General features: G+C 64.7%; 21 protein-coding genes. 14 read left to right on the plus strand and 7 right to left on the minus strand.

Features of this window, described 5'->3' with window-relative positions:
• Window positions 1–24: 24 nt before the first annotated feature.
• Genes JN279_RS30410 through JN279_RS30425 form a run of 4 tightly spaced genes read right to left on the minus strand, consistent with a single transcriptional unit; the run spans window position 25 to window position 4,361 of the window.
• Complete coding sequence (locus tag JN279_RS30410; protein WP_202351013.1) at window positions 25–681, minus strand: GntR family transcriptional regulator; 657 nt, start codon at window positions 679–681, stop codon at window positions 25–27.
• Window positions 682–693: 12 nt separating this feature from the next.
• Window positions 694–2,004: an aspartate aminotransferase family protein gene (locus JN279_RS30415; RefSeq protein WP_202351014.1), complete on the minus strand. Its 1,311-nt coding sequence runs from the start codon at window positions 2,002–2,004 to the stop codon at window positions 694–696.
• Complete coding sequence (locus JN279_RS30420; RefSeq protein ID WP_202351015.1) at window positions 2,005–3,063, minus strand: phosphotransferase; 1,059 nt, start codon at window positions 3,061–3,063, stop codon at window positions 2,005–2,007.
• On the minus strand, window positions 3,060–4,361 hold the full coding sequence (locus tag JN279_RS30425) for an ArgE/DapE family deacylase (protein WP_202351016.1): 1,302 nt from the start codon (window positions 4,359–4,361) through the stop codon (window positions 3,060–3,062). Before JN279_RS30425 ends, JN279_RS30420 begins: the two co-directional genes overlap by 4 nt.
• 123 nt (window positions 4,362–4,484) lie before the next feature.
• Between JN279_RS30425 and JN279_RS30430 the strand changes: the two genes are divergently transcribed.
• The 8 genes from JN279_RS30430 to JN279_RS30465 all read left to right on the plus strand — a co-directional run bounded on the left by JN279_RS30430 (window position 4,485) and on the right by JN279_RS30465 (window position 13,564).
• Window positions 4,485–5,186, plus strand: a complete 702-nt coding sequence (locus JN279_RS30430) for a GNAT family N-acetyltransferase (protein ID WP_244734191.1) — start codon at window positions 4,485–4,487, stop codon at window positions 5,184–5,186.
• Window positions 5,183–7,897, plus strand: coding sequence for a LuxR C-terminal-related transcriptional regulator (locus JN279_RS30435; protein ID WP_202351017.1), 2,715 nt, complete (start codon window positions 5,183–5,185; stop codon window positions 7,895–7,897). The genes JN279_RS30430 and JN279_RS30435 overlap by 4 nt, the downstream gene beginning before the upstream one ends.
• A gap of 84 nt (window positions 7,898–7,981) precedes the next feature.
• Window positions 7,982–9,103 carry a class II histone deacetylase gene (locus tag JN279_RS30440; RefSeq protein WP_202351018.1) on the plus strand — a complete coding sequence of 374 codons (1,122 nt, stop codon included), beginning with the start codon at window positions 7,982–7,984 and terminating at the stop codon, window positions 9,101–9,103.
• The gene (urtB, locus tag JN279_RS30445; RefSeq protein ID WP_244734192.1) at window positions 9,048–9,965 is read left to right on the plus strand and encodes an urea ABC transporter permease subunit UrtB; all 918 of its coding nucleotides are present in this window, start codon (window positions 9,048–9,050) and stop codon (window positions 9,963–9,965) included. The genes JN279_RS30440 and urtB overlap by 56 nt, the downstream gene beginning before the upstream one ends.
• Window positions 9,962–10,948 carry a branched-chain amino acid ABC transporter permease gene (locus JN279_RS30450; protein WP_096455471.1) on the plus strand — a complete coding sequence of 329 codons (987 nt, stop codon included), beginning with the start codon at window positions 9,962–9,964 and terminating at the stop codon, window positions 10,946–10,948. Before urtB ends, JN279_RS30450 begins: the two co-directional genes overlap by 4 nt.
• Entirely contained in the window at window positions 10,945–11,649 is a 705-nt protein-coding gene (locus JN279_RS30455; RefSeq protein ID WP_096455469.1) for an ATP-binding cassette domain-containing protein, read from the plus strand. Before JN279_RS30450 ends, JN279_RS30455 begins: the two co-directional genes overlap by 4 nt.
• A 2-nt stretch (window positions 11,650–11,651) precedes the next feature.
• Complete coding sequence (locus tag JN279_RS30460) at window positions 11,652–12,353, plus strand: ABC transporter ATP-binding protein (protein ID WP_096455467.1); 702 nt, start codon at window positions 11,652–11,654, stop codon at window positions 12,351–12,353.
• A 41-nt stretch (window positions 12,354–12,394) separates the two neighbouring features.
• Window positions 12,395–13,564, plus strand: a complete 1,170-nt coding sequence (locus JN279_RS30465) for a substrate-binding protein (protein ID WP_202351019.1) — start codon at window positions 12,395–12,397, stop codon at window positions 13,562–13,564.
• A 45-nt stretch (window positions 13,565–13,609) separates the two neighbouring features.
• Here JN279_RS30465 and JN279_RS30470 read toward each other — a convergent pair whose 3' ends face one another.
• Both JN279_RS30470 and JN279_RS30475 read right to left on the minus strand, forming a co-directional pair.
• Window positions 13,610–15,256 (minus strand): acetolactate synthase large subunit, encoded by a 1,647-nt coding sequence (locus JN279_RS30470; protein WP_202351020.1) that lies wholly within the window; start codon window positions 15,254–15,256, stop codon window positions 13,610–13,612.
• Window positions 15,257–15,349: 93 nt separating this feature from the next.
• Window positions 15,350–16,252: a LysR family transcriptional regulator gene (locus JN279_RS30475; RefSeq protein ID WP_202351021.1), complete on the minus strand. Its 903-nt coding sequence runs from the start codon at window positions 16,250–16,252 to the stop codon at window positions 15,350–15,352.
• Window positions 16,253–16,355: 103 nt separating this feature from the next.
• Here JN279_RS30475 and JN279_RS30480 point away from each other — a divergent pair, with 103 nt between their 5' ends.
• From JN279_RS30480 to JN279_RS30490, 3 genes are all read left to right on the plus strand, one after another.
• On the plus strand, window positions 16,356–17,345 hold the full coding sequence (locus tag JN279_RS30480; RefSeq protein WP_202351022.1) for a zinc-dependent alcohol dehydrogenase family protein: 990 nt from the start codon (window positions 16,356–16,358) through the stop codon (window positions 17,343–17,345).
• A 194-nt stretch (window positions 17,346–17,539) separates the two neighbouring features.
• On the plus strand, window positions 17,540–17,833 hold the full coding sequence (locus JN279_RS30485; RefSeq protein WP_096455457.1) for a TFIIB-type zinc ribbon-containing protein: 294 nt from the start codon (window positions 17,540–17,542) through the stop codon (window positions 17,831–17,833).
• A 77-nt stretch (window positions 17,834–17,910) separates the two neighbouring features.
• A complete protein-coding gene (locus JN279_RS30490; RefSeq protein ID WP_202351023.1) occupies window positions 17,911–18,891 on the plus strand; it encodes a Tim44 domain-containing protein in 981 nt (326 codons plus the stop codon).
• 36 nt (window positions 18,892–18,927) lie between these two features.
• Here the strand turns inward: JN279_RS30490 and JN279_RS30495 are convergent, their stop codons facing one another.
• Window positions 18,928–20,025 carry a lactonase family protein gene (locus JN279_RS30495; RefSeq protein WP_202351024.1) on the minus strand — a complete coding sequence of 366 codons (1,098 nt, stop codon included), beginning with the start codon at window positions 20,023–20,025 and terminating at the stop codon, window positions 18,928–18,930.
• Window positions 20,026–20,221: 196 nt separating this feature from the next.
• On the opposite strand from JN279_RS30495, the gene JN279_RS30500 reads away from it, so the two are divergent.
• Genes JN279_RS30500 through JN279_RS30510 form a run of 3 tightly spaced genes read left to right on the plus strand, consistent with a single transcriptional unit; the run spans window position 20,222 to window position 23,096 of the window.
• Entirely contained in the window at window positions 20,222–20,773 is a 552-nt protein-coding gene (locus JN279_RS30500; RefSeq protein ID WP_202351025.1) for a MaoC family dehydratase, read from the plus strand.
• A 2-nt stretch (window positions 20,774–20,775) separates the two neighbouring features.
• Window positions 20,776–21,936, plus strand: a complete 1,161-nt coding sequence (locus tag JN279_RS30505; RefSeq protein WP_202351026.1) for a CaiB/BaiF CoA transferase family protein — start codon at window positions 20,776–20,778, stop codon at window positions 21,934–21,936.
• A 14-nt stretch (window positions 21,937–21,950) separates the two neighbouring features.
• Window positions 21,951–23,096 carry an ABC transporter substrate-binding protein gene (locus JN279_RS30510; protein WP_202353826.1) on the plus strand — a complete coding sequence of 382 codons (1,146 nt, stop codon included), beginning with the start codon at window positions 21,951–21,953 and terminating at the stop codon, window positions 23,094–23,096.
• Window positions 23,097–23,101 lie beyond the last annotated feature (5 nt).

The raw sequence follows: 23,101 nt of genomic DNA on the forward strand, positions 1-23,101 counted from the left end.
AACGATCGCTTCTGGTCGCGCGGATCAGGCCGTCATGCGCAGATTTTCGGAAAGAACCGCGGCTGCCACGGCGATGTCCTGTTCAAGAGAGACCCGCACAGCCGGGCCATTGCGCTGCTCCAACGCGGCAACAATCCGACGATGCGCATCGTTCGACAGCGGAATGTAGCGATCGGCCTGCATCAGAAGCTTGAGATAAGGCCCGACGCGGCCCCAGAGGTCGCGGATCATGTTCAACAGGATCGGCGCGCCGGCATGCTGGTAGATGGCGAAGTGAAACGCCTCGTTCAGCGAGAGATAGGTCCTGGCATCGCCGGCTTCGATGGCGCGCTGCATGCCGGCGAGCGTCGTCTGGATCTCGACCAATCCGCTTTCGCTCATCCGCAACGCGGCCATCTCGCCCGCCAGACCCTCGACGGCGATGCGGATGTGGGTCAATTCCTCGAAAGCAGGGGCCGACAGCAAGGGCACGATGATCGAGCGGTTGTTCTGCATCTCGAGCAGCCGCTCGGCGACCAGCCTCTGCAGCGCCTCGCGGATCGGCGTCGTCGAGATGCCGAACGTCTCCGCAAGCTTGCGGATGACCAGCGTCTGGCCCGGGCTGAAGCCACCCGAAATCAACTCTTGCTTGAGCGCGCCATAGGCGCGGTCGTTGAGGGTTTGATGTTCGAGTTTCAGCATGCGCGGTCCCGATCACCAGTTCGACAAAGCGCGATCGAGCGTCTCGGCCAGTTGCTCGGCATTGTCCCTGGCAAAGGGCAGAGGCGGCCTGATCTTCAGCACGTTGCCGCGCGGACCGCAGGATGAGATCAGCACGCCGTCCTCGCGCATGGCTTCGACGACCGCCGACGTCTTGCTGGCGGCCAGCGCTTCGTCGCCATCGGCCGTCAGCTCGACGCCGAAATAGAGGCCGTTGTGCCTGACGTCACCCACCATGCCGTGCCGGGTCTGCAAAGCGCGCAGCAACTCAGCTGTATAAGCGCCAACATTGCGCGCGTTCTCGATCAACCCCTCGCCTTCGATCACGTCCAGCACGGCGATGCCGACGGCGGCCGCGACCGGATTGCCGCCGAATGTGTTAAAATAGCCGGTGTTCGAGCCGAAGGACGAAACAAGCCGCGGCCGCACCAGCACCGCGCCCATCGGATGCCCGTCGCCGATCGGCTTGCCCATGGTGACGATGTCGGGCTCTAGGCCATAATTGGCAAAGCCCCACATACCCTGGCCAAGCCGGCCGAAGCCCGACTGGACCTCATCGGCGATAACGATGCCGCCCGCCTTCCTGACGTGATCCGCCGCCTCGCGCATGACCGCCGCATCGGGGAAGAAAATGCCGTCGCTGGAAAAGGCCGAATCGAGCAGCAGCGCCGCCGGACGGATGTTTTGCGCACGCATATCGTCGAGGGCGGCGGCGACATTCCTGGCGAAATCATGCGCGGCGCGGCCCTGGTCGCGGAATGTGTCCGGCGCTGCCACGGTCCGGTGGTGGGCGGGCACGCCCTTTGCCCCGACCGCCGCTGGTGACAGCTGAGCGGTGGCGATCGTGGCGCCGTGATAGGCGAAATCGGTGATGATGACGCCGGTACCGCCGCTCGAATGTTGGGCGATGCGGATGGCAAGGTCGTTGGCCTCGCTGCCGGTGCAAGTGAACATGGCATGGCCGAGATGGGCCGGAACCGTGCCGAGCAGTTTTTCCGCATAGTCGAGAATGATCTCGCTCAGATAGCGTGTGTGCGTGTTGAGGGTGGCGGCCTGTCCCGACAGCGCCTCGACGACGCGCGGATGGCAGTGCCCGACCGAGGCGACATTGTTGTAGGCGTCGAGGAATTTGCGTCCTCCCGCATCGTAGAGCCAGACGCCGCTGCCGCGCACCAGATGGATCGGGTTGCGGTAGAAGGCGCGGTAGGTCGGCCCGAGCAGCCTGGCGCGGCGTTCGAGCAGCGCGCCCTCGGATGCCCTCGAGTCGGCATTTGCGGGATATGGCGAGGACTGGGACACGGGCATCTACTCCGGATTGGAATGGTCGAGAAAATAGCGGCCGGCGTCAGCGGACGACAGGCCGTCCAGCCGTTCGAGCGAGGCCCAGACTTCGGTGATGAGGCGCAGCACATAGTCGCGCTTGGCCGGGAAGCGTTCCGCCTGCCAGCTGGCGATGTTGGCGATAAGGGCAAGGCGGGCACGGATCAGATCGAAAAGGATGCCGATCTCTTCCGTCTCCAGCGGCTGCACTGACTGGTAGCCGGCGACGAAGCGCGCGGCGGACGCCAGCGGATGACCTTGCGCCGGCCAGCGATAGACGGCGCCGATGGCGAGGTCGCAGATCAGCGGCGAATGGATCATGTCGCCGAAATCGAGAATGCCGCTGACAACCTCCGGCCGCGACGCGTCCATCACCACATTGTAGGAATTCATGTCGTTGTGGACGATCTGCGCGCGCAGGCTCGGGATGACCGGCGCCGCATGCTCTTCAAAAGCGTCCATCACGCGCTCGACCATGGCCCGGTGGCCGGCATCGGCGATATACGCCAGCATCGGCCGTGTCTTGGCGACCTTGCGGATATCCCAGAGCAGGTCGCTGCCGGCCGCTGGATGGAAGAAACCGCGCAGTGCCCGGCCAAGGCGGGCGAGGAAGATGCCGAGATTGCGATCCTGTGCCGCCGATGTGGGCGAGCGCGACAGCAACTGGCCAGGCAGATAGGTGACCAGCCGGATGATACGCGGCGCCGATCCACCGACGCTGACCGTGAACTGCGCTTCGCCTTCCAAGCTCTTGCGCACCGAGGGGACCGGCAAGGTCGGGTCGACCGCCAGGATATGGTCGAGCGCCTTGTTCTGGAAATCGGTGAAGCCGGCCTCCTCCGCCGGATGGGAAACCTTCAGGACGAACTCGCCCTCGCCCTCGGTCTGGATGTGGAAATTGTGGTCGCGTTCGCCCGGCAACGGGCGCGCGCTGCCGGTGAGCCCATAGTGCCGGCGCAAGATGACGAGCGCGTCGGCGATCGAGACGTCCGGCGCATCCTCGGCGAGCGTTTCGCCGAAACCGTCAGGCCCGGCCGCATTCATGATCTCATCCCCGGATCGATCGGCTCGAGACCACACCAGTCGGCGATGAACAGCGCAATGGTCTGGGTGACCTTGCGCACCGAATCCAGATCGACGGCCTCGTCATAGCCATGCGGCATGCGGCAGATCGGGCCATAGACGATCGCCGGCGTGTCGGCATAGAGGCCGAAGAAACGCGCATCCGTCGTCGCCGAGGTGACATGCTCCGCCAGCGGTTCGCCCCACACGGCGACATGGCTGCGCCGTAGCACGGCTTCCATCTCGTCGGCGTCTTCAAGCACATAGCCCTCGGCCATGAAGCCATTGTAGCTCATCTTGGGCGGGCGATTGGCCAGGAACGGATCGGCACGGGCCGCATCGGCGATGCAGGCTTCGAGCTCGGCTCTCGCATCCTCCAGCTTTTGGCCGGGATAGGTGGCGACCCGCATCTCGAAGACGCAGCGCGCCGGAACGCTCGAAGTCCACTCGCCGCCTTCGATCTTGCCGAGATTGAAGCGGATCGGGTGCGGATGGTCGCAGAAATGCTTGTCGTCGACCTTGCGCGCATTCCAGACGATTTCGAGCTGCTTCAGCGCCTGGATGATGAGAAAGGCCTTTTCGATGGCATTGGCCCCAGCCGAGAAAGCGCCGGAGGCATGTTGGGGATCGCCGTCGACCTCGACCCTGAACCAGATCGGCCCGACCTGCGCCCGCATCAAGCGCGGTTCCAAGGGTTCGGGAATGAAGGCGGCGTCGGCGCGGTAGCCGCGTTGCAGGCAGGCGAGCGCGCCATTGCCGGTGCATTCCTCCTCGACCACTGACTGGAGGTAGACATTCGCGGCCGGCTGATAGCCGAGGCTGCGCAAGGCAGCGAGCGCATAGAGACAGGCCGACAGACCGGCCTTCATGTCGCCGGCGCCGCGGCCATGCATCCAGCCATCCTCGATCGCCGGATCATAGGGATCGCGCACCCAGCGGTCGAGCGGCCCGGTCGGCACGACATCGATATGGCCGTTGAGGATCAGCGAGCGACCGGTGGCGTTTCGCGGCATGTGGGTGGCAACGACGTTGAAGGCATCGTCATAAGAAACCGCGACCGGCGAAAACCCCGGCAGATCGCGGATCGCGTCGACATCGACACGCCACATGTCGACCGTATAGCCGTCTGCCTCGTAAGCGGCCGCCATGAACGATTGCGCGGCGTGCTCCTCGCCGCGCTGGGAGGGAAAGCGTACGAGGTCCGCCAGGAACGCGACTTGCCGCGCGAAGCCGTCATCGACCGCGCGCAAGATGGCTTCGTCGGCAATTCGCTCAGGCATGATATTCCGCTTTCCCGTGAATGGTGTATCATATCTCATATGCCATTCTAAGGAAAGGCGAAGAGACAGGTCGGGCCAAAACGATGGCCCAACCCGGGAAGCTCTTGGCAGGCGGGCGCAGAGTTGGCATCAGCTTCCTGCATGCCGGCGACGCTGCATGGCAGAGATCGAGGACAGATGCTGGTCACCGAAGGCCCATTGCCGGATGAAGTCACCGATCTCTCGGCTGGCTACCGGCGCGTGCCGGCCGGCAAGATCGTCAATGCGGTGACGTGGATGGAAGCACGCGCCCCGATGCCAGGTCTCGCCCAGCCGCTGGCGATGACCCGGATCACCAAACCCGACAGCACCGCCTACCGCGCGATCTTCCTCGAGATCGGCGCGCCCTGGCTGTGGGACCGCGCCGCCGAAATGTCGGATACCGAGATCGCCGCGCACTTCGCCGACCCGCGCCAGCATGTCTACTACGGCCATGATGATAGCGGCGACCATGTCGGCATGGTCGAATTCTCCGTGGCGGACGACAATGAGATCGAGATCACCTATTTCGGCCTGTTCCCGGCCTTGACCGGCCGGGGTCTCGGCAAGCGGCTGATGGCCGGCGCGCTCGACCAGGCATGGCGCCTCGGCCCCGGCCGCATCTGGCTGCACACCAGCAGCATCGACCATCACAGCGTCATCGGGTTCTACCGGGCTTGCGGGTTCGAGCCCTATGCGGCCGGTTTCGAAATCACCGACGATCCCCGGATCAAGGGAACCCTGCCGCGCGATGCGGCCCCGCAAATCCCGTTGATCGAAACGGACTGGGTGCCCGGCGCCAGATGAGACCGTCTTCGCAACCAGCCGGCCAGGCATCGCCCCACCATCGCCGGTGGGTGCGGCGCGAAAGCATCCTGTCGAGGCTGGAGCGGCATGTCGATACGCGCATCGTGCTCTTCGCCGCACCCGCCGGCTTCGGCAAGTCGACAACGATGGCGCAATGGGCGGCTGAGGTCGCGCGTCACGGCCGGTTGACCGCATGGCTGTCCTGCGAGGCGACGGACAATGACGAGGGCGCCTTCCTGTCGCATCTTGTGGGCGCGTTGCGCCACCTCGTCCAGAACCCGGCCGAACTCGACCTCGCCTTCCAGTCGAGCCCGATCCCGCAGCTGGATGTCGTGCTCTCGGCACTTGTGGCGGGTTTTGCGGCGCGCGACGCCGAGATCACCCTGTTCTTCGACGACTACCACGTCATCGAAGCGCCGGCGGTCAAGCGGTTCATGGAGCGGCTGACGCGGCAGGCGCCCGCTAACGTCTCCTTCGTCATCGGTTCGCGCAACCTGCCGGACCTGCAACTCGGCAAGCTCAGGGTGCTTGGCGACGTCTTCGAAATCGGCCCGGACGATCTGCGCTTCGCTTCCTCCGAAGCCGAAGCCTTCTTCAACGATAAATTGGGCTTGAGCGTCAGCAGCGGCACGGTCGAGACCTTGTGCTCGCGGACCGAAGGCTGGGCCGCAGGCCTGCAACTCGCCTCGCTGTCGCTCAGCGCCGCGCATGCACCGGAAACCGTCATCGGCAACTTCACCGGCGCTAACCGCAACGTCGCCGATTTCCTGATGGGCGAAGTGTTCCTGGGGCTGCCACCGGCCCTGGCAAAGTTCCTGCTGCACAGTTCGATCTTCGAGCGCTTCAGCGCCGAGGCGTGCCGGGCGGTGATGCGCGCTGTGGACGCCGAGGCCGATATCACCGAAATCGAGACCCGCAATCTTTTCCTTGTGCCTCTCGACGAGGAGCGGCGCTGGTTCCGCTATCATCATCTGTTCCACGACTTCCTCAGCCGCGAAATGGAACGGCGTGAACCGGAGATGATCGCGCCGCTGCATCTGGCAGCAGCCGAATGGTTCGGCGAACGCAAGATGCTGACCGAAGCGATCGGGCATGCGCTCGCCGCCGGCGACCAGGCCCGCGCGGCGGTGTTCGTCGAGAACAACGCGCTCGAACTCATCGCCCAGTGCCAGCTGCTTTATGTGCGCCAGCTGCTGGCGCTGCTGCCGAGGAAGCTGGTCGACCAGCGCATCCGGCTGCAGCTCGTCGTGCTGTGGCTGGCGGTGCACTCAAGCCAGCCCGAGATCGCCCAGCAGACGCTCGCCAATGCGCGCAAGCTGGTCGAGACCGGGCCGGCCGACGGCAAGGATCCGGGCACGCTGACCGGCACCACGATCGAGGCGGAAATCGCCGTCCTCGATGCCGCCGTGCACAGCACGCTGGAACAGTTCGAGGCCGCGCGCGATGCCGCACTGTCTGCCCTGCGCATCATCGCGCCCGATGCCTGGTTCATGGAAGGCGCGACCGCCAATGTCATCGGCTACAATCTCTATGCGCTGGGCGACCTCGAAGGCGCGCGAGCGGCGGCGGACGCGGCGCGCAAGGCGCATGAGCGAAGCGGCAGCCTGCTCGGGGTCACCATCGCCAATTGCTACATGGCCGTCATCGAACGCTCGGCCGGCCGTCTGCCCGCCGCCGAGCGGCTGCTGCGCAACACCATCATCGAGGCCAGGACGCGGATCGGCGCGAATTCCTATGCCGAGGCGCTTGCCGGAACGCTGCTCGCCGAACTCGCCTACGAGACCAATGCATCCGGCGAGGCGCTGACGCTGGTCGAGAATCTCGGGCCGCTGATCGAAGGCGCCGCGGTCATCGTCTATCCCCTGGCCAGCGTGCCGACCTATGCCCGCGTGCTGCAACTGACCGGTCGCGGCGACGCGGCACTCGACATGCTGGAGCGCGTCTACCAGCGCGTCCGCGGCTCCGTCTACCGCCGTCTTGCTTCGGTGCTGGTGCATGACCGCGTCCGACTGCTCATCGACCAGAGCCGCGTCGCCGAGGCACGCGCCTTGCTCGACGAGCATCGCCGCGAAAGCGCTGAAACCACCCCGACTGTCGCCAACGAATTCGAGTTCTTCGCCGAAGGCCGGTTGTTGACGGCGGAGAAATCCTACGCGGCGGCCGCGGCGATTTTCGACGTGCTGCTGGAGCGGACGAAAAGCAGCGGGCGCATGCGCCGCCACATACTGGCGCTGATCCTGCGCGCCAAGAGCGCCGGCCACGACCAGCGCGAGGCCGACCGGTATCTTCTCGAAGCCTTGCGCCTTGCTCAGCCTTCCGGCTTCATCCGCTCCTTCGTCGACGAGGGCAGGCCTGTCGTCGAAGCGTTGATGCGGCTGCGCGCGGCGCAAGCAAAGACAGATCCGGCCCTGTCGGCCTATGCATCGCGCATCATCGATGCCGCGCAGACAATGCCCGTGGCAACGCGCAAGGCCGCCGCACCGGCAGCCGAGAAAGAGCAACTCACCCAGCGCGAGACCGAACTGCTGCGCTGCCTGTCGGAAGGCCTATCCAACCGCGATATCGCGGTCGCGCTGTCGGTGAGCGAAACGACGGTGAAATGGCATTTGAAGAACATTTTCGGCAAGCTCTCGGTCTCGAACCGTGTGCAGGCCGTGCGTGCCGCGCAGGCCACTGCAAACCTTCGTCCCCCTCCGAAAGGAGGGGCATAGGCATCTGGCACAACCCCTTCTTTCGGGTCGGGCCATGGGATCGTTAGCCTGCTAGCGTCGTCTGGATTTCAGAGGACGCTGCTTATGGCGACAGGTTACGTTTTTCACGAACAGCTGATGTGGCATGACACCGGCTCCAGCGCCGACATGATGCCTCCCGGCCGCTTCGTGGAACCCGGACGGCACCTGGAATCACCGGGGTCAAAGCGCCGGCTGAACAACCTGATCCAGGTCAGCGGCCTGGCGCGCCATCTGGTGCCGATCGTCGCCGAGCCGGTGACGGTCGAGGATCTGCTGCGCGTCCACACGCAGCGCCATGTCGACGATATCAGGATGCTCAGCGAGCGCGGCTCCGGCTTCGCCGGGCCGCAGGCGCCGATCGGCCTCAACAGTTTCGACATCGCGCTCCTGTCGGCCGGCACCACCTATGCCGCGATGCGCGCGGTGCTGACCGGCCGTGTCGACAACGCCTATGCACTGGCGCGGCCGCCCGGGCACCATGCCGAGCCCGACCAGGCGATGGGCAACTGCCTGTTCTCCAATATCGGCGTCTCCGTGCGCCGGCTGCAGCATGAGGGCCTGCTCGGCCGCGCAGCGATCGTCGACTGGGACGTGCATCACGGCAACGGCACCGAGACGGTGTTTTATTCCGATCCGTCGGTACTGACCATTTCCCTGCACCAGGACAATCTCTATCCGACCGGGCGCGGCGCGCTGGCCGACAATGGCAAGGGCGAAGGCGAAGGCTACAACATCAATATCCCGCTGCCGGCCGGCAGCGGCACCGGCGCCTATGAAGCCAGCTTCGACCGCGTCGTCGCCCCCGCACTGCGCGCCTTCAAGCCGGATCTCGTCATTGTCGCTTCCGGCTTCGATGCGTCCGGCTTCGATCCGCTCGGCCGCATGATGCTGAACAGCGAGTGCTTCCGGCGCCTTGCCGCGCGCATGGTGGCGCTGGCTGCCGAGACATCGAACGGGCGCCTGATGATGAGCCATGAAGGCGGCTACTCCGAGGGCTATGTGCCGTTCTGCGGTCACGCCGTCATCGAGACGCTGGCCAATCATCGCACCGAAGTGGTCGATCCCTTATCGGACCATATCGACGAATGGGCCGGGCAGGATTTGCAGCCGCATCAGGCTCAAGTGATCGATGCCGCCGAGGGCCTGCTCGCCGGCCTGCGCCAACGCCTTGCCAGTGCTGCCTGACGCGATGGATTTTGTCGTCACCACGCTCCTCAACGCGCTCACGCTGATCAGCATCCTGATGCTGGTCGGGCTCGGGCTGGCAATCAGCTTCGGCCTGATGAACGTGACCAATCTGGCGCATGGCGAGTTCGTCACCGTCGGCGCCTTCGCGGTCTATTTCGTCCAGAGCGTCGGCGGCTCGTTCTGGCTGGGGCTCGCCGCCGCACCGATCGCCGGCGCGGTGGTCGGCTGCATCCTGGAATTCGCCATCATCCGCCACCTCTATTCGCGGCCAGTCTCGACCGTGCTTGCCACCTGGGGCGTCAGCCTCATCCTGCAGCAAGGGCTGGAACTGACCTTCGGCCTCGGCGCCAAGCCGGTGACGCCGCCGATCGAGGGCACGTTCGACCTGTTCTTCACCGTCTATCCGGCCTACCGGCTGATCCTGATCGCGATCGCCATGCTGACCTTGCTCGGCGTCGTCCTGCTGATCAGCCGGACGTCCTTCGGGCTCGACATCCGCACCGTCATCCAGAACCGCGAAATGGCCGAGGGCGTCGGCATCAACACGCGCCGCACCTACGCCATCGCCTTCACCTTCGGCGCGGCCATTGCCGGGCTCGCCGGCGGGCTGGTCGCGCCGCTGGCGATCGTGCTGCCGCAGATGGGGGTGAACTATCTCGCCAACGCCTTCTTCGTCGTCATCGTCGGCGGCGTCGGCTCGATCGGCGGGCTTGTCGCCGGCAGCGTCTTCGTCGGCGGGCTGACCAGCATCCTCAACTACCAGATTTCGCCATCGCTGGCGCAGGCGATCGTGCTGCTGGCGGCCATCGTCGCCGTCCGCCTGCGGCCCAACGGCCTGTTCAACGGAGCGTCGCGATGATCGCCCGCGACCGCAACTGGCTGCTGATCTTCGCCGTCTGCGTGGTGCTCGCGGTTCTCTATCCGCTCTTCGCCGACGGCTACCAGCTGACGGTGATCCGCGATGCGCTGATCTTCGGCCTGTTCGCCGCGAGCCTCGATTTCTTCTGGGGCCGCACCGGAATCCTGTGTTTCGGCCACGCCGCCTTTTTCGGCATTGGCGGCTACATCATGGCGCTCATCACGCTCAACGACGCCATCCCCTTCGGCAGCCTGCTCGGCATTATGGGCGCGGTGGCGGGGGCTGCCTTCGTCGCCGCCATCATCGGCTACTTCCTGTTCTTCGGCGGCATCCGCGGCAGTTACTTCACCATCGTGACGCTGGCCATGGGCGTCATCTGCCAGCAGGCCGCGGTCTCCTGGAGTTCGGTCACCGGTGGCGACAGCGGCCTGATCGGCATCCCACCGATCGAATTCGACCTTGGCGGGATGCATGTCGATCTCAGCCAGGATCTGCCTTCCTACATCTTCGTCGCGTCCATCGTAGCGGTGGTTGTGCTGGCGCTTTGGTCGATCAGCCGCGGCCGCTGGGGCACGGTGCTGACCGCCATCCAGGACAATGAAGTCCGCGCGGCTGCGCTTGGCCACAATGCGCCATTGCGGCTGCTCGTCACCTTCGTCCTGTCTGCCGCAATCGCCGGGCTTGCCGGTGCGCTCTATGTCTGCATGGCCGGGCTTGTAGCGCCTGACCTTTCCGGGCTGCTGCTGTCGACCGAAGTGATCGTCTGGGTGGCGGTCGGCGGACGCGGCACGCTGCTTGGTCCGGTGCTGGGCGCCATCGCCATCCAGCGCGCGCAGCAGACGATCAGCAGCTTCAATCCGAGCCTGTGGCCGCTGCTGCTCGGCTGCGTCTTCGTCATCATCGTCTTCGTCCTGCCGGACGGCATCCTTTCGATCTATGCGCGGCTGAAGAGCCTGTTCAAAGGCCGGAGACGCGCGCAATGAGCGATGTCCTGCTCCACGCCGAAAATGTCGGCATCCGCTTCGGCGGACTGCAGGCGCTGGAAGGGCTGAACCTGACGGTCCGCGACAAGGAGCTCTGCTGCATCATCGGGCCGAACGGCGCCGGCAAGAGCACCTTCCTCAACCTTTTGACCGGCACGCTTCGCCCGACCAGCGGCAGCGTGCGCTTCCTCGGCCACGACATTGCCGGCCTGCCGCTGCACCGCATCGCCCGGCTCGGCATCGCGCGAAAATTCCAGATTCCGTCGGTCTTTCCGAGCCTCTCGGTGGAAGACAATCTGAAGGTCGCGCGGTGGGGCGCGCCCTCCCCGGCTCGTCCGATCCGTGACCTCATGGACCTGGTCGCGCTTGGCGGCCGCGCCACCACGCTGGCCGGTGAACTGGCGCACGGCCAGAAGCAATGGCTTGAGATCGGCATGGCGCTGGCGATCGAGCCAAGGCTGCTTTTGCTCGACGAGCCGACCGCCGGCATGACGCCGCAGGAGACGCTGGCGACCGCCGAGATGCTGCTGCGGCTCAAGGGCGAGTTCTCGATCGTCGCCGTCGAGCACGACATTCGCTTCGTGCGGGCGCTGAACTGCGAGACGCTGGTGCTGCATCAGGGACGCCGGCTGCGCAGCGGTCCTTTCCACGACATCGAGACCGACGAAATGGTCCGCGACGTCTATCTGGGGAGGCGCTGACCATGCTGCGGACAATGGCGGTCTCGGCCGGCTACGGCCTGCTCCCGGTTCTGAACGGCATCGATCTCAGCGTGGCGCCGGGCGAAGTCGTCGGCCTGCTCGGCCGCAACGGCGCCGGCAAGACGACGCTGCTGCGCGTCATTGCCGGTGGCTTGAAGGCGAGCGGCGGCGCCGTGGTTCTCGGCGACCAGGACCTTACCAACGCGGCGGCCTTCCGCCGGGCGCGGGCTGGCATCGCGCATGTGCCGCAGGGCCGCGGCATCTTCAATCAGTTGACCGTACGCCAGAACCTGGAGGTCGGCACCCGAGCCGCCAGGGATAGGGGCGATGGCGGCATTCCTGACGACATCTTCGGCTATTTCCCGATCCTGCGCGAACGCGAGGCGCAAATCGCCGGCACGCTTTCGGGTGGCCAGCAGCAGATGCTGGCGATCGGCCGCGCGCTGTGCGGCCTGCCCTCGGTGCTGCTGCTCGACGAGCCCTCGGAAGGCATCCAGCCGAACATCGTGCAGTCGATCGCCGAACTGGTGCCGCGCATCGCCCGCGAGCGCGGCATCGCGATCGTTCTGGTCGAGCAGAATCTCGATCTCGTTCTCAAGGCGGCGGACCGCTGCCTGGTGATGGAGAAAGGCAGGATCGTCCACGAGGGTACGCCGGAGGCATTCGCCGACGAGACCCTGCTGAAAGACTTGCTGGCTTTGTAAGGCGTGCATGGGGCGCGCCTGGACTGGAAGGGAACATAACAATGATAAGCAGAAGAACGATCCTCAAATCCGGCGGCGCTGCCGCCGCCTTCGCCATGGTCGGCGCGCCGTCGATCCTGCGCGCCGCCGACACCGTCAAGGTCGGCCTGTCGATCCCGATCACCGGGCTGCAGGCGATCCTCGGCGAGACGCTGCTCAACTGCTACAAGCTCGCCGCCGCCGAACTCAACGCCGCCAACGGCATTGGCGGCCGCCAGGTCGAACTGTTCATCGAGGATAACCAGACCACGACCAAGGGCGCCATCGACAAGGCACGCAAGCTTCTCAACGAGGACAAGGTCGACGTGATCATGGGCACGATCATTTCGCCCGAGCGCAGCGCAACGCTGTCGGTGACCTCGAAAGCCAAGAAGCTGTTTTTCTACCCGACCAATTTCGAAGGCGGCGAATGCAACCGCTACTTCGTCGCCACCGGCCCGATCCCGATGCAGCAGGTTGACCCGATGATGCCGTGGGTGGCCGAGAACCTCGGCAAGACCATCTACATCATGGCCTCGGACTATGCCTGGCCGCAGAAGATGACCGAGGCGATCACGGCCGCCTATGACAAGGCCGGCGGCAAGATCATCGGCGCCGACTACTATCCGTTCGGCACCACGGATTTCGGCCCGGCCTTCCAGAAGATCAAATCGCTGAAGCCCGATGTCGTCTGGTCGATGGTGGTCGGCAACGACGCGGTCACCCAGCTCAAGCAGTATCGCTCTTTCGACATCAAGCAGCCGCTGATCGCGCCGCTCGACGAGGTCTTCAACAAGGACGCGCTGCCGCCCGGCGTGGCGGCCGGCACCTACGCGCCGCAGCCCTACTGGATGGCGCTCGACAATCCGGTCAACAAGAAGTTCATCGCCAGCTTCCGCGAAAAATTCGGCCAGGAGAAGATGGTCAACGGCATCGGCGAGGCCGGCTATAACGGCCTGCATCTCTATGCGCTGGCCGCCGAGAAGGCCGGATCGCTGAAGGACGACGATGTGCTCAAGGCGCTGCCGACGATCGAGTTCGACGCGCCGCAAGGCAAGATCCGCGTCGATGCCACCAACAACCACACGCTCTGCCATTCCTATGTCGGCAAGGCGGCGGCCGACGGCATCGGCTACGAGATCGCTAGAGATTTCGGCACCATCGCGCCGGTCACGCCTTACTGCAAGGTGTAGGCCCTCGCACCCAACCAACCCCTGACGGCGGCGTTGCCGCTGCCGTCAGGGCTTCTGTGGCGCCGGCAGCCGCTCGCGCAGTTCGTCGACAAGCACCCTGGTGTTTTCGGAATAGTCGATGGGCACAACGACGAGATGCACGCCGCCGCCGGCAAAAGCCTGTTCCAGCGCCGGCCGCAAGGCGGCGATTTCCGCAATCCTGGTTCCCTTGGCGCCATAGGCCTCGGCGTATTTGACGAAATCCGGATTGCCGAAGGTCATGCCAAAATCCGGAAATTCGTCGACCGCCTGCTTCCAGCGGATCATGCCATAGGCATGGTCCTCAAGCAGCAGGACGACGAGGTTGAGCTTGAGTCGGACGGCGGTTTCCAGTTCCTGGCTGTTCATCATGAACCCGCCATCGCCGCAAATGGCCATTACACGGCGGTTGGGATAGAGCAGTGACGCCATCATCGCCGACGGCAGGCCGGCGCCCATGGTGGCGAGCGCATTGTCGAGCAGCAGCGTGTTTGCCATGCGCGTGCGGTAGTTGCGCGCGAACCAGATCTTGTACATGCCGTTGTCGAGGGCGAGGATTCCGTCCGCCGGCATCACGGCGCGGACATCATGCACGATGCGCTGCGGCGTGAAGCGGTCCTCGGTGGCGCGTGCGGCGATGCGGCTCAGAATGCCTTCGCGCAGCGGCAGCAAGGCCTGTGCGTTGGGGATCTTGCCCTCGATACGGTCCGCCAGAAGCGCCAGCGAAGGACCGAGGTCGCCGACGATCTCGGCCTGCGGGAAATAGACCTGCTCGACATCGGCTGTTTGATAGCCGACATGGATGACCTTCGGTCCGTTGGCGCCCATGATGAAGGGCGGTTTCTCGACCGTGTCGTGGCCGATAGTGATGATCAGGTCGGCCTGTTCGATGGCCTCGTGCACATAGTCGCGCTCCGAAAGGGCGGCCGTTCCCATGTAGAGTTCGGTGCCGCCAGGCACGGTGCCCTTGCCCATCTGCGTGGTGAAATAGGGAATTTGCGTGCGCAGCACGAACTGCGCGACATCGGGGGTCACGCGCGGCCGCGACGCCGCCGCGCCGAACATCAGCAGCGGACGTTTCGCCTCAATGATCATGCGGGCGGCGCGATCGAGCGCGCCCGGGCTGGCGAGCGGCAGTTCGACCGGGTGCGTCGGCACCAGTGCGATCGGCTCGCACTCCGCCGCCGCAATGTCTTCCGGCAGTTCCAGATGCACGGGGCCGGGACGCTCTTCCTGGGCAACGCGAAAAGCTTCGCGCACCAGCGACGGGATCATCTTGGGCGAGACGATCTGGCGCGACAGCTTGGTCAGCGGCTTCATCGCCGCGACGATGTCGACAATCTGGAAGCGCGCCTGCCGCGACGACAATATGCCCTTCTGGCCGGTGATCATGATCATCGGCATCGCGCCGAGCAGCGCATAAGCCGCGCCGGTCGTCAGGTTGAGCGCGCCGGGGCCAAGCGTGGTGATGCACACGCCCGCCTTGCCGGTGAGCCTGCCATAGGTGGCGGCCATGAAGGCAGCGGCCTGCTCGTGGCGGGTCAGGATCAGTTGGATCGACGAGCGGCGGATCGATTCGACGATATCCAGGTTCTCCTCGCCCGGAATGCCGAAAATCCGCTCGACCCCTTCATTCTCGAGGGCCGCGACGAACAGATCCGAACCTTTGGTCATGAACAATCTCCTGCAATGTTCGCATTCCGTCAGTCACCTTCATATGGCAGGGAAGGCGACGCCGCAAAGAGCGCAAGCCTGCTCTGTTGGCAATCAGGCCATCAGTTTCGGCAGTGCGGTCGCCAGCGCATCGACGGCGAGCCGCACCTTGAGCGGCAGATGCGGCGTCTGCAGCCAAAGGGCGTGGCAGTCGTAGGGATAGCGCGGCTGGTCCTGTAACAGCGCCACCAGCGCACCGGCTCGAATGCGCTCGCGAACCAACCACCAGGGCAGCCATGCCAGCCCGATGCCTTCGACTGCAGCATCGGCGATGGCATCGAGATCGTCGAGCCGCAGCCGGCCGCTCGGCATGATCTCCTGAGCGGCTTGCCTTTCGCGGGGAAACAGCCACGGCTGAACGGCCTGGCCGAGCCGGCGGTAGACGATTGCCTGATGGTCGGCGAGGTCTTCGATCCGCCGCGGTTCGCCGTGGCTTTTGAGATAGGAAGGCGCGGCGCAGACGACCATGCCCTGGCGCGCGACACGCCGCGCGATCACGCCGGCTTTGTCGTCCAGATCTCCGGTGCGGATGGCAAGGTCGTAGCCATCCTCGGCGAGATCGGCGAAGCGGTCGCTGAGCGACAAATCGAGTTCCAGCATCGGATATTGCCGCGCGAGCTGCAGCAGCACTGGCGTGACGCAGTGGCGGCCGAAATGCGCCGGCATGGTGACGCGCAGTTTTCCGCGCGGCTCCGAGAGCTGGTCGGCGGCGAGCGCATCCGCGGCTTCGGCCTCGGCCAGCACGACCCGGCAGCGTTCGTAATAGGCGCGGCCGAAATCGGTCAGGCTCTGGCGGCGCGTGGTGCGGTTGATGAGGCGCACGCCCAGCCGGTCTTCGAGAAACCGGACATGCTTGCCCACCATTGGGCCGGACAGATCGAGCGTGATCGCCGCGGCCGCGAATGAGCCGAAGTCGACCGCCCTAACGAACACGGCCATGCTCTCGAGCCGATCCATATTCGAAACCTTTGGTTTCTACTGCTTTATGCTTACGCCCATTTATCCACAAAACCTCCTGGCTGCATAGCTCATTCGGTTCAGATAATTTGGAGTAGCCCGAATGACACGTGTAGTTCGCTTCCACCGGCATGGTGATCCCGAGGTTCTGCGCATCGAGGATGTCGACCTTCCTCCACCGAGCCCGGGCGAGGTTCAGATCCGCGTCAAGGCCCTCGGCCTCAATCGCGCCGAGGCTCTGTTGCGTTCGGGTGCTTACATTGAGACGCCGCCCCTGCCCTCCGGGCTTGGCCTGGAAGCAGCGGGCGTCGTCGAGTCGATAGGCGAAGGCGTGAAGGATTTCGTGCCTGGCGACGCTGTCAGCGTCATCCCGCCGCAATCGATGGTTCGCTGGCCGGCTTACGGCGAGTTGGTCATCTATCCCGCCCGACTCATCGTCAAGCATCCGCCGTCGCTCGACTGGCAGACAGCGGCGGCCATCTGGATGCAATATCTCACCGCCTATGGTGCGCTTATCGATATCGCCAGGCTGTGCAGCGGAGATGTCGTCGTCATCACCGCGGCCTCAAGCAGTGTCGGGCTTGCTGCGCTCCAGATCGCCAACAAAATTGGCGCGACAGCGATCGCGGTGACGCGAACATCTGTAAAGAAACAGGCCTTGCTCGATGCCGGAGCGGCGCATGTTGTCGCCCTGGCTGAGGAGGACCTCGCCGCACGGCTGAGCAAGATCGCGGGACCGCGAGGCGTGCGCGTGGTGCTGGATGCAGTCGGCGGCCCGATCTTCGAGCCGCTGACGGTGGCGATGTCAAAGGGCGGCATTCTCATCGAATATGGCGGCCTCAGCAGCGAGCCGACGCCGTTTCCGTTGGCTGCCGTGTTGGGCAAGACGCTGACGTTGCGTGGTTATCTCGTGCACGAGATCACCGGCGATCCAGAGAAGCTGGAAGCCGCCAAGACGTTTATCCTCGAAGGCCTGGAGACAGGTACGCTGAGGCCGATCATCGACCGGAGTTTTGCCTTCGACCAGATCGTCGAAGCGCATCACTATCTCGAATCGAACGAGCAGTTCGGCAAGATCGTGGTGACGATCTGAGATCGTCGTGACGGTCTGAGCAACTTTCCGGCGATACCGCCCTTGAAGGCTTGGCCCCGCATTCCTAACTGTCGAATGTGGGCCGGGCCCCTCTGACGATCGCTTCTGGTGATTGTGATGTCGGACCGCTTTAACGGGCCCGTTTCCACCCTTTTCGGTCAAGCGGGCTCAATCCTTTCGGTTTGGAGCCCCGTATGACATCTTCCCTTCTTGGTCTGGTTTGCCCCTCCTGCCGCGTTGCGCTCACAATGAGCGAACGCCAGGGTATCGAGATCGATTATTGCCCGCAGTGCCGTGGCGTCTGGCTTGATCGAGGCGAACTCGACAAGATCATCGAGCGTTCCGGCAGGGAGGCGGCGCCCGCGCCGCAGCCACAGCCGGCGGCGTTCTCCCAGCCGCAGCACGGCCGCGATGACGATTATTCCCGCTCGCAGGGCCACCGCTATCCCAAGCGGAAGAAATCCTTCTTCGAGGAATTGTTCGATTGACCCGATGACACCGCCCGGTGCCCGGGCCGGCGCCTGCTGAAATTCCTGAAAACCACATCGACAAAGGTTCATCTCCGATGATGTCTCGCACCAGCCGATTTGCAGCCCTGTTTGCAGGACTGTTCCTCGCATTCTCCATGGTCGCGATCGATCATGCCGAGGCGCGGCGCGGCGGCAGTTTCGGCAGCCGCGGCACGCGCACGTTCCAGTCGGCGCCGCCGACGAGGACGGCACCGGCGCCGACCGCTCCGGTCGAGCGTTCGATGACGCCCAACACCGGTGTGAATTCTGCCGCCCGGCAGCCGCAGGTGCAGAGGCCCGGCTTCATGAGCGGCTTCGGTGGAACGATGATGCGTGGCCTGCTGATCGGCGGCCTGATCGGGCTGCTCGTCGGCCAAGGTTTTGGCGGCCTGGCCGGCATGTTCGGCTTCCTGCTTCAGGCCCTGCTCATCGGTGGCGCCATCATGCTGGCCATCAGGTTCTTCCGCTCGCAATCCGCGCGTGGTCCGGCGCCCGCGCTTGCTGGTGCCGGCAATGCCGAGGCGTCCCGATTTGAGAACCGCGCAACGGAACAGCAGCAGACCGCAGGCTCTTTTACAATTCCCGGCTTCGGCGGCGGTTCGGGCGGAAGCTCGCCGGCTGCAGGCTCCGAAGAGATCACCTTGGCCCAGACCGACCTCGACGCCTTCCAGCAGCTGCTGACCGATGTCCAGGAAGCATTCGGGCGCGAAGACCATGCTGCGCTCCGCCGGGCGACGACGCCCGAAATGGTGTCCTATCTCTCAGAAGAGCTGGCCGACAACGCCCAGAAAGGTCTCCGGAACGAGGTCTCCGATATCACCTTGCTGCAGGCCGACATCGCCGAAAGCTGGCGCGAGGATGACCGCGACTACGCCACAGCCGCACTGCGCTACGAGTCCCGTGACGTGATGCGCGAACGGGCCAACGGCAATGTCGTCGAAGGAGACGAGGATCATCCGACGGAGACGACCGAGCTGTGGACATTCACGCGTCAGAATGGCTCGAGCTGGAAGCTCTCGGCCATACAGCAGGCTTGAGCCCCGTCCAGTTGTCCGAGGGTCGTTGCGAGCGCCTCAGCGCACGATCCTGACGCACATCGGTGTGCCGATCTCGATGGCGCGTCCGGTGTCGGTCAGCATGCCGCTCGCTGCGTCACGCGCGAAGATCGAGATGCGGTCGGCATTCTGATTGGCCGAGAACAGATGGCCGCCTGACGGCGTCAGTGCCAGGTTGCGCGGCGTGGCGCCTCCACAGCGGACATAACCGACGAGGTCGAGCGCGCCGGTCTGCTGGCCGACCTCCATGATGACGACACTGTCATGGCCACGATTGGAGCCGTAGATGAAGCGGCCATCCGGCGAGATCTGGATATCGGCGCAATGGTTGCTGTCGCGCGCCTCGGCCGGCACCGCCGGCTTGGCATCGACGATCGACAGCTTGCCTGATGCATCGTCCAACGCCATCGACACGACGGTCGAGTCCAGCTCGTTCATGACGAAGACGAAGCGTCCGTTCGGATGCAGCGCGAGATGACGCGGACCTGCGCCCGGCGTCAGGGCGGACTCGGCAAGCTTGCTCAGATTTCCATCCTGTTCGATCCGGTAGGACACCAGCCGGTCGATGCCGAGGTCGGCGACGATGGCTGTTCCGCCGGCAATGGTTTCGGTGACGCTGTGGGCGTGCGAGCGTTCCTGCCGCGCCGCGTTCGGCCCCGTGCCGGAGTGCGAAACGCTGGCCAGCGGCGCCGACAGCGCGCCGTCCTTCTCGAAGCCGTAGACCACCACCGCCCGATCCGGACCGCCCTCGCCCATGCCATAGTTGGCAACCAGCAACTTCGTCCCATCGCGGGTGATGGTGTTGTGGGCGGTGATGCTGCCGAGCGACGGCTGCTTGTTCAGATAGGAGAGCGTGCTCGAACCACGATCGAAGCGGTAGGCGGAGACGGTGCCCTCGCGCCAGGCAAACACTTCCGAATTGGCGTAGATGCGCGAACCATCCGATGTCACCGAAAGGAAGGTCGGGTTGTCGACGTCATTGGTCTCGGCCAGCTCTCGCGTTTCCAGCGTTGCCTCGTCGAAGCTGTAGACGCTGAGGCCGATGCCGCGCGCGCCCTGAAAATACGGCGCCTCGCGGTTCAGGCTTCCGACGAAGACCAGACAATCCTTGCCCATGATTTCCTCCCTCCCGCCTGCACCTGAGCGTGCGGGCCGGCCAAAATTTCGCCTGTCCTCGCTTGCAACGCAACCCCATATGTGAAAATACTATTTACAAAAGAAGATTGACGGGAGGAGACGTCTTGCATTCAGGCGCTTCGAGGCGTGTTCAAACGATTGCTGGGTACCTCCCGCGAGATCGCTGGAGCCAGCCATGAACGACTTCGCCCCCACGGTCGGCGTTGCCTCGACGCATCCAAAAAACATGCCTGAAGATCATGCCGCGCTGCCGGTGTGGAACGCCGAGAACTGGTTCTATGAGGACTGGCCGGTCGGCCAGAAAATTCGCTCGTTGCGGCGCACAATGGCGGAAGGCGACAGCCATTTGTTCAACGCGCTGGTCCTCGACATCCACCCTTATGTACAGGACCAGATGTTTGCCGAGAGCGAAGGCATTTTCGGCAAGCGGCTGATCGCCGGCGCCTTCGTCTTTTCGGCGGGGCTGGGGCTGGTTGCCACCAACTGCATCAACGCCTTTTCCTACGGCTATGACAAGCTCCGCTTCATAAAGCCTGTCTTCATTGGTGACACGATCTATTCGATCCGCTCCAACCTCGACAAGAAGCCGCGCTACAAGGAGATGGGGCTGATCCGCGCCAGCTACGAGGTGTTCAAGGGCGAAGGCGAGCTCGTTTTGTATTGCGAGCATTTGCAGACGGTGAAGTACCGCAACCCGGCCGACTTCGTCGGCAAGACGGAGACATGACGATGCCGGCTGCAGCCGAATTGCCGCTTGCCGGTCTGACCGTCGTCGACATGAGCCAGTTTCTGTCGGGCCCCTATTGCTCGCTGCGGCTGCTCGATCTCGGCGCCCGCGTCATCAAGATCGAGCGCCCGGATGGCGGCGACCTGTCGCGCCGGCTCTATCTCAGCGACACCGAGATCGGCGGCGATTCCACAATCTTCCACGCCATCAACCGCGCCAAGGAAAGCTTTGCCATCGACCTCAAGAACGAGGCCGATCTCAAAGCGTTGCGCGGGCTTCTGGCCAAAGCGGATGTGCTGATCCAGAATTTCCGGCCCGGCGTCATCGAGCGGCTCGGCTTCGACTACGAGACGGTGCGCAAGATCAACCCGCGTTTGGTCTATGCCTCGATCAGCGGCTATGGCGAGGACGGGCCATGGGTCAAGCGGCCGGGCCAGGATCTGTTGGCGCAATCGCGCTCCGGCGTCATGTGGCTGAATGGCGACGAGGACCAGGGACCTGTGCCATTTGGGCTCGCCATCGGCGACATGCTGGCGGGTGCGGCCTGCGCCCAAGGCATCCTGGCGGCACTGGTGCGGCGCGGCATCACCGGCCAGGGCAGCCATATCGAGACCAGCCTGTTGGAAGCGCTGGTCGACTTCCAGTTCGAGGTGCTGACCACGCATCTCAATGACGGCCGCCGCTTGCCCAGGCGCTCCAATTTCCGCAGCGCGCATGCCTATCTCTCGGCGCCCTATGGTGTGTACCCAGCCAAGGACGGCTATCTCGCCATCGCCATGACGCCGATCCCCAAGCTTGCTGATCTGCTCTCGCTGAGCGAGTTGGCGCCCTATCGCGACAAACCAGCCTCATGGTTCACCGCGCGCGACGACATCAAGGCGATCATCGCGCAACGGATCGCCAGCAAGACCATCGACGAATGGCTCGCCATTCTCGAGCCGGCCGACATCTGGTGCGCCAAGGTGCTGACCTGGCCGGAGATGCTGGCGAGCGAAGGTTTCCAGTCGCTTGACATGCTGCAGACGGTGACGCGCGAGGACGATGTCTCGATCCTCACCACCAGTTCGCCGCTGAGGGTCGATGGTGTCAGGGCCAAGGTCGATCGCGCCGCGCCGCGCATCGGCGAGCACAGTGCCGCGATCCGCGCGGAGTTCGGCCTGTGACCACGCTCAAGGGCATGACCTGGAGCCATCCGCGCGGCTATGATCCGATGGTCGCCTGCTCGTCGCTTTGGCAGCAGAGGACCGGCATCGCCATCGAATGGGACAAGCGCTCGCTGCAGGATTTTGAATCCTTCCCGGTCGAGGAGCTGGCGCGCGCCTATGATCTGATCGTCATCGACCATCCGCATGTCGGCCAGATCACGGCGGAAAGCTGCCTTGCGCCGCTGGATGTCGCCGGCCGCGAGGCAGAGCGAACCGCGCTCGCCTCGGGCAGTGTCGGCCAGTCCTATCCGAGCTATAGCTGGCAAGGGCGGCAATGGGCTTTCCCGATCGACGCGGCCAGCCAGGTTCAGGCCTGGCGGCCGGATGCGCTCGATGCGCCGCCGGCGCGCTGGAGCGAGGTGCTTGATCTCGCCCGGCAAGGCCGTGTGCTTCTGCCGTTGCGGCCGCCGCATGTGTTGATGGTGTTCTACACGCTGGCCGGCAATCTCGGTCATCCCTGCGCCACCGATCCGTCGCGCGATCTCATCGACATCGAAACGGGCGGCCAGGTCTTCGAGGCGATGCGCGAGATCGCCGCGCTGGTCGAGCCGGCCTGTTTCGAGATGGATCCGATCGCTGTCTTCGAGCGCATGGCGGCGGCCGGTTCCGACATCGCCTGCGCGCCGCTGATCTATGGCTACGTCTCCTATGCGATATCGGGGTTTCGTGCGCACCGGCTGGCCTTCACCGACATTCCGGTCATCGGTTCCAACGGCCCGGTCGGCTCGGCGCTCGGCGGCACCGGCATAGCGGTGTCGGCCTTTTCGCGGGCAAAAGAGGCCGCGATCGATTTTGCCTATTGGGTCGCCAGCGGCGAGGTCCAGCGCGGTCCCTATGCCGCCGCCGGCGGACAGCCGGGTCACGCCGCCGGCTGGGAGGACCAGACCGTCAACGCCGCGACCGGCAATTTCTATCGCGACACGCGCGCGACGCTTGAAGGCGCATGGGTGCGGCCGCGCCATGACGGCTACATGGCGTTCCAGCAGGCAGCATCCGACCGCATCCTTTCCGGCATCGCCGGCAGGCAGAAGCCCGCCGCGGTCGTTGCCGATCTCAATAACCTGTTCCGGGAGAGTTCGCCCGCGCAGGTGTCCGGCGCTGCCGGTGGAGGAGCCTGAACGAA

Origin of the sequence: Mesorhizobium sp. 113-1-2, from assembly GCF_016756475.1 — a bacterium.
GTDB classification, from domain to species: Bacteria; Pseudomonadota; Alphaproteobacteria; order Rhizobiales; family Rhizobiaceae; genus Mesorhizobium; species Mesorhizobium loti_C.

Excerpts from the sequence above, each read along its gene's own strand:
- JN279_RS30410 (WP_202351013.1), bottom strand. The coding sequence starts at position 681 with ATGCTGAAACTCGAACATCAAACCCTCAACGACCGCGCCTATGGCGCG.
- JN279_RS30415 (WP_202351014.1), bottom strand. The coding sequence starts at position 2,004 with ATGCCCGTGTCCCAGTCCTCGCCATATCCCGCAAATGCCGACTCGAGG.
- JN279_RS30420 (WP_202351015.1), bottom strand. The coding sequence starts at position 3,063 with ATGAATGCGGCCGGGCCTGACGGTTTCGGCGAAACGCTCGCCGAGGAT.
- JN279_RS30425 (WP_202351016.1), bottom strand. The coding sequence starts at position 4,361 with ATGCCTGAGCGAATTGCCGACGAAGCCATCTTGCGCGCGGTCGATGAC.
- JN279_RS30435 (WP_202351017.1), top strand. The coding sequence starts at position 5,183 with ATGAGACCGTCTTCGCAACCAGCCGGCCAGGCATCGCCCCACCATCGC.
- JN279_RS30440 (WP_202351018.1), top strand. The coding sequence starts at position 7,982 with ATGGCGACAGGTTACGTTTTTCACGAACAGCTGATGTGGCATGACACC.
- urtB (WP_244734192.1), top strand. The coding sequence starts at position 9,048 with ATGCCGCCGAGGGCCTGCTCGCCGGCCTGCGCCAACGCCTTGCCAGTG.
- JN279_RS30450 (WP_096455471.1), top strand. The coding sequence starts at position 9,962 with ATGATCGCCCGCGACCGCAACTGGCTGCTGATCTTCGCCGTCTGCGTG.
- JN279_RS30455 (WP_096455469.1), top strand. The coding sequence starts at position 10,945 with ATGAGCGATGTCCTGCTCCACGCCGAAAATGTCGGCATCCGCTTCGGC.
- JN279_RS30460 (WP_096455467.1), top strand. The coding sequence starts at position 11,652 with ATGCTGCGGACAATGGCGGTCTCGGCCGGCTACGGCCTGCTCCCGGTT.
- JN279_RS30465 (WP_202351019.1), top strand. The coding sequence starts at position 12,395 with ATGATAAGCAGAAGAACGATCCTCAAATCCGGCGGCGCTGCCGCCGCC.
- JN279_RS30470 (WP_202351020.1), bottom strand. The coding sequence starts at position 15,256 with ATGACCAAAGGTTCGGATCTGTTCGTCGCGGCCCTCGAGAATGAAGGG.
- JN279_RS30475 (WP_202351021.1), bottom strand. The coding sequence starts at position 16,252 with ATGGATCGGCTCGAGAGCATGGCCGTGTTCGTTAGGGCGGTCGACTTC.
- JN279_RS30480 (WP_202351022.1), top strand. The coding sequence starts at position 16,356 with ATGACACGTGTAGTTCGCTTCCACCGGCATGGTGATCCCGAGGTTCTG.
- JN279_RS30485 (WP_096455457.1), top strand. The coding sequence starts at position 17,540 with ATGACATCTTCCCTTCTTGGTCTGGTTTGCCCCTCCTGCCGCGTTGCG.
- JN279_RS30490 (WP_202351023.1), top strand. The coding sequence starts at position 17,911 with ATGATGTCTCGCACCAGCCGATTTGCAGCCCTGTTTGCAGGACTGTTC.
- JN279_RS30495 (WP_202351024.1), bottom strand. The coding sequence starts at position 20,025 with ATGGGCAAGGATTGTCTGGTCTTCGTCGGAAGCCTGAACCGCGAGGCG.
- JN279_RS30500 (WP_202351025.1), top strand. The coding sequence starts at position 20,222 with ATGAACGACTTCGCCCCCACGGTCGGCGTTGCCTCGACGCATCCAAAA.
- JN279_RS30505 (WP_202351026.1), top strand. The coding sequence starts at position 20,776 with ATGCCGGCTGCAGCCGAATTGCCGCTTGCCGGTCTGACCGTCGTCGAC.
- JN279_RS30510 (WP_202353826.1), top strand. The coding sequence starts at position 21,951 with ATGACCTGGAGCCATCCGCGCGGCTATGATCCGATGGTCGCCTGCTCG.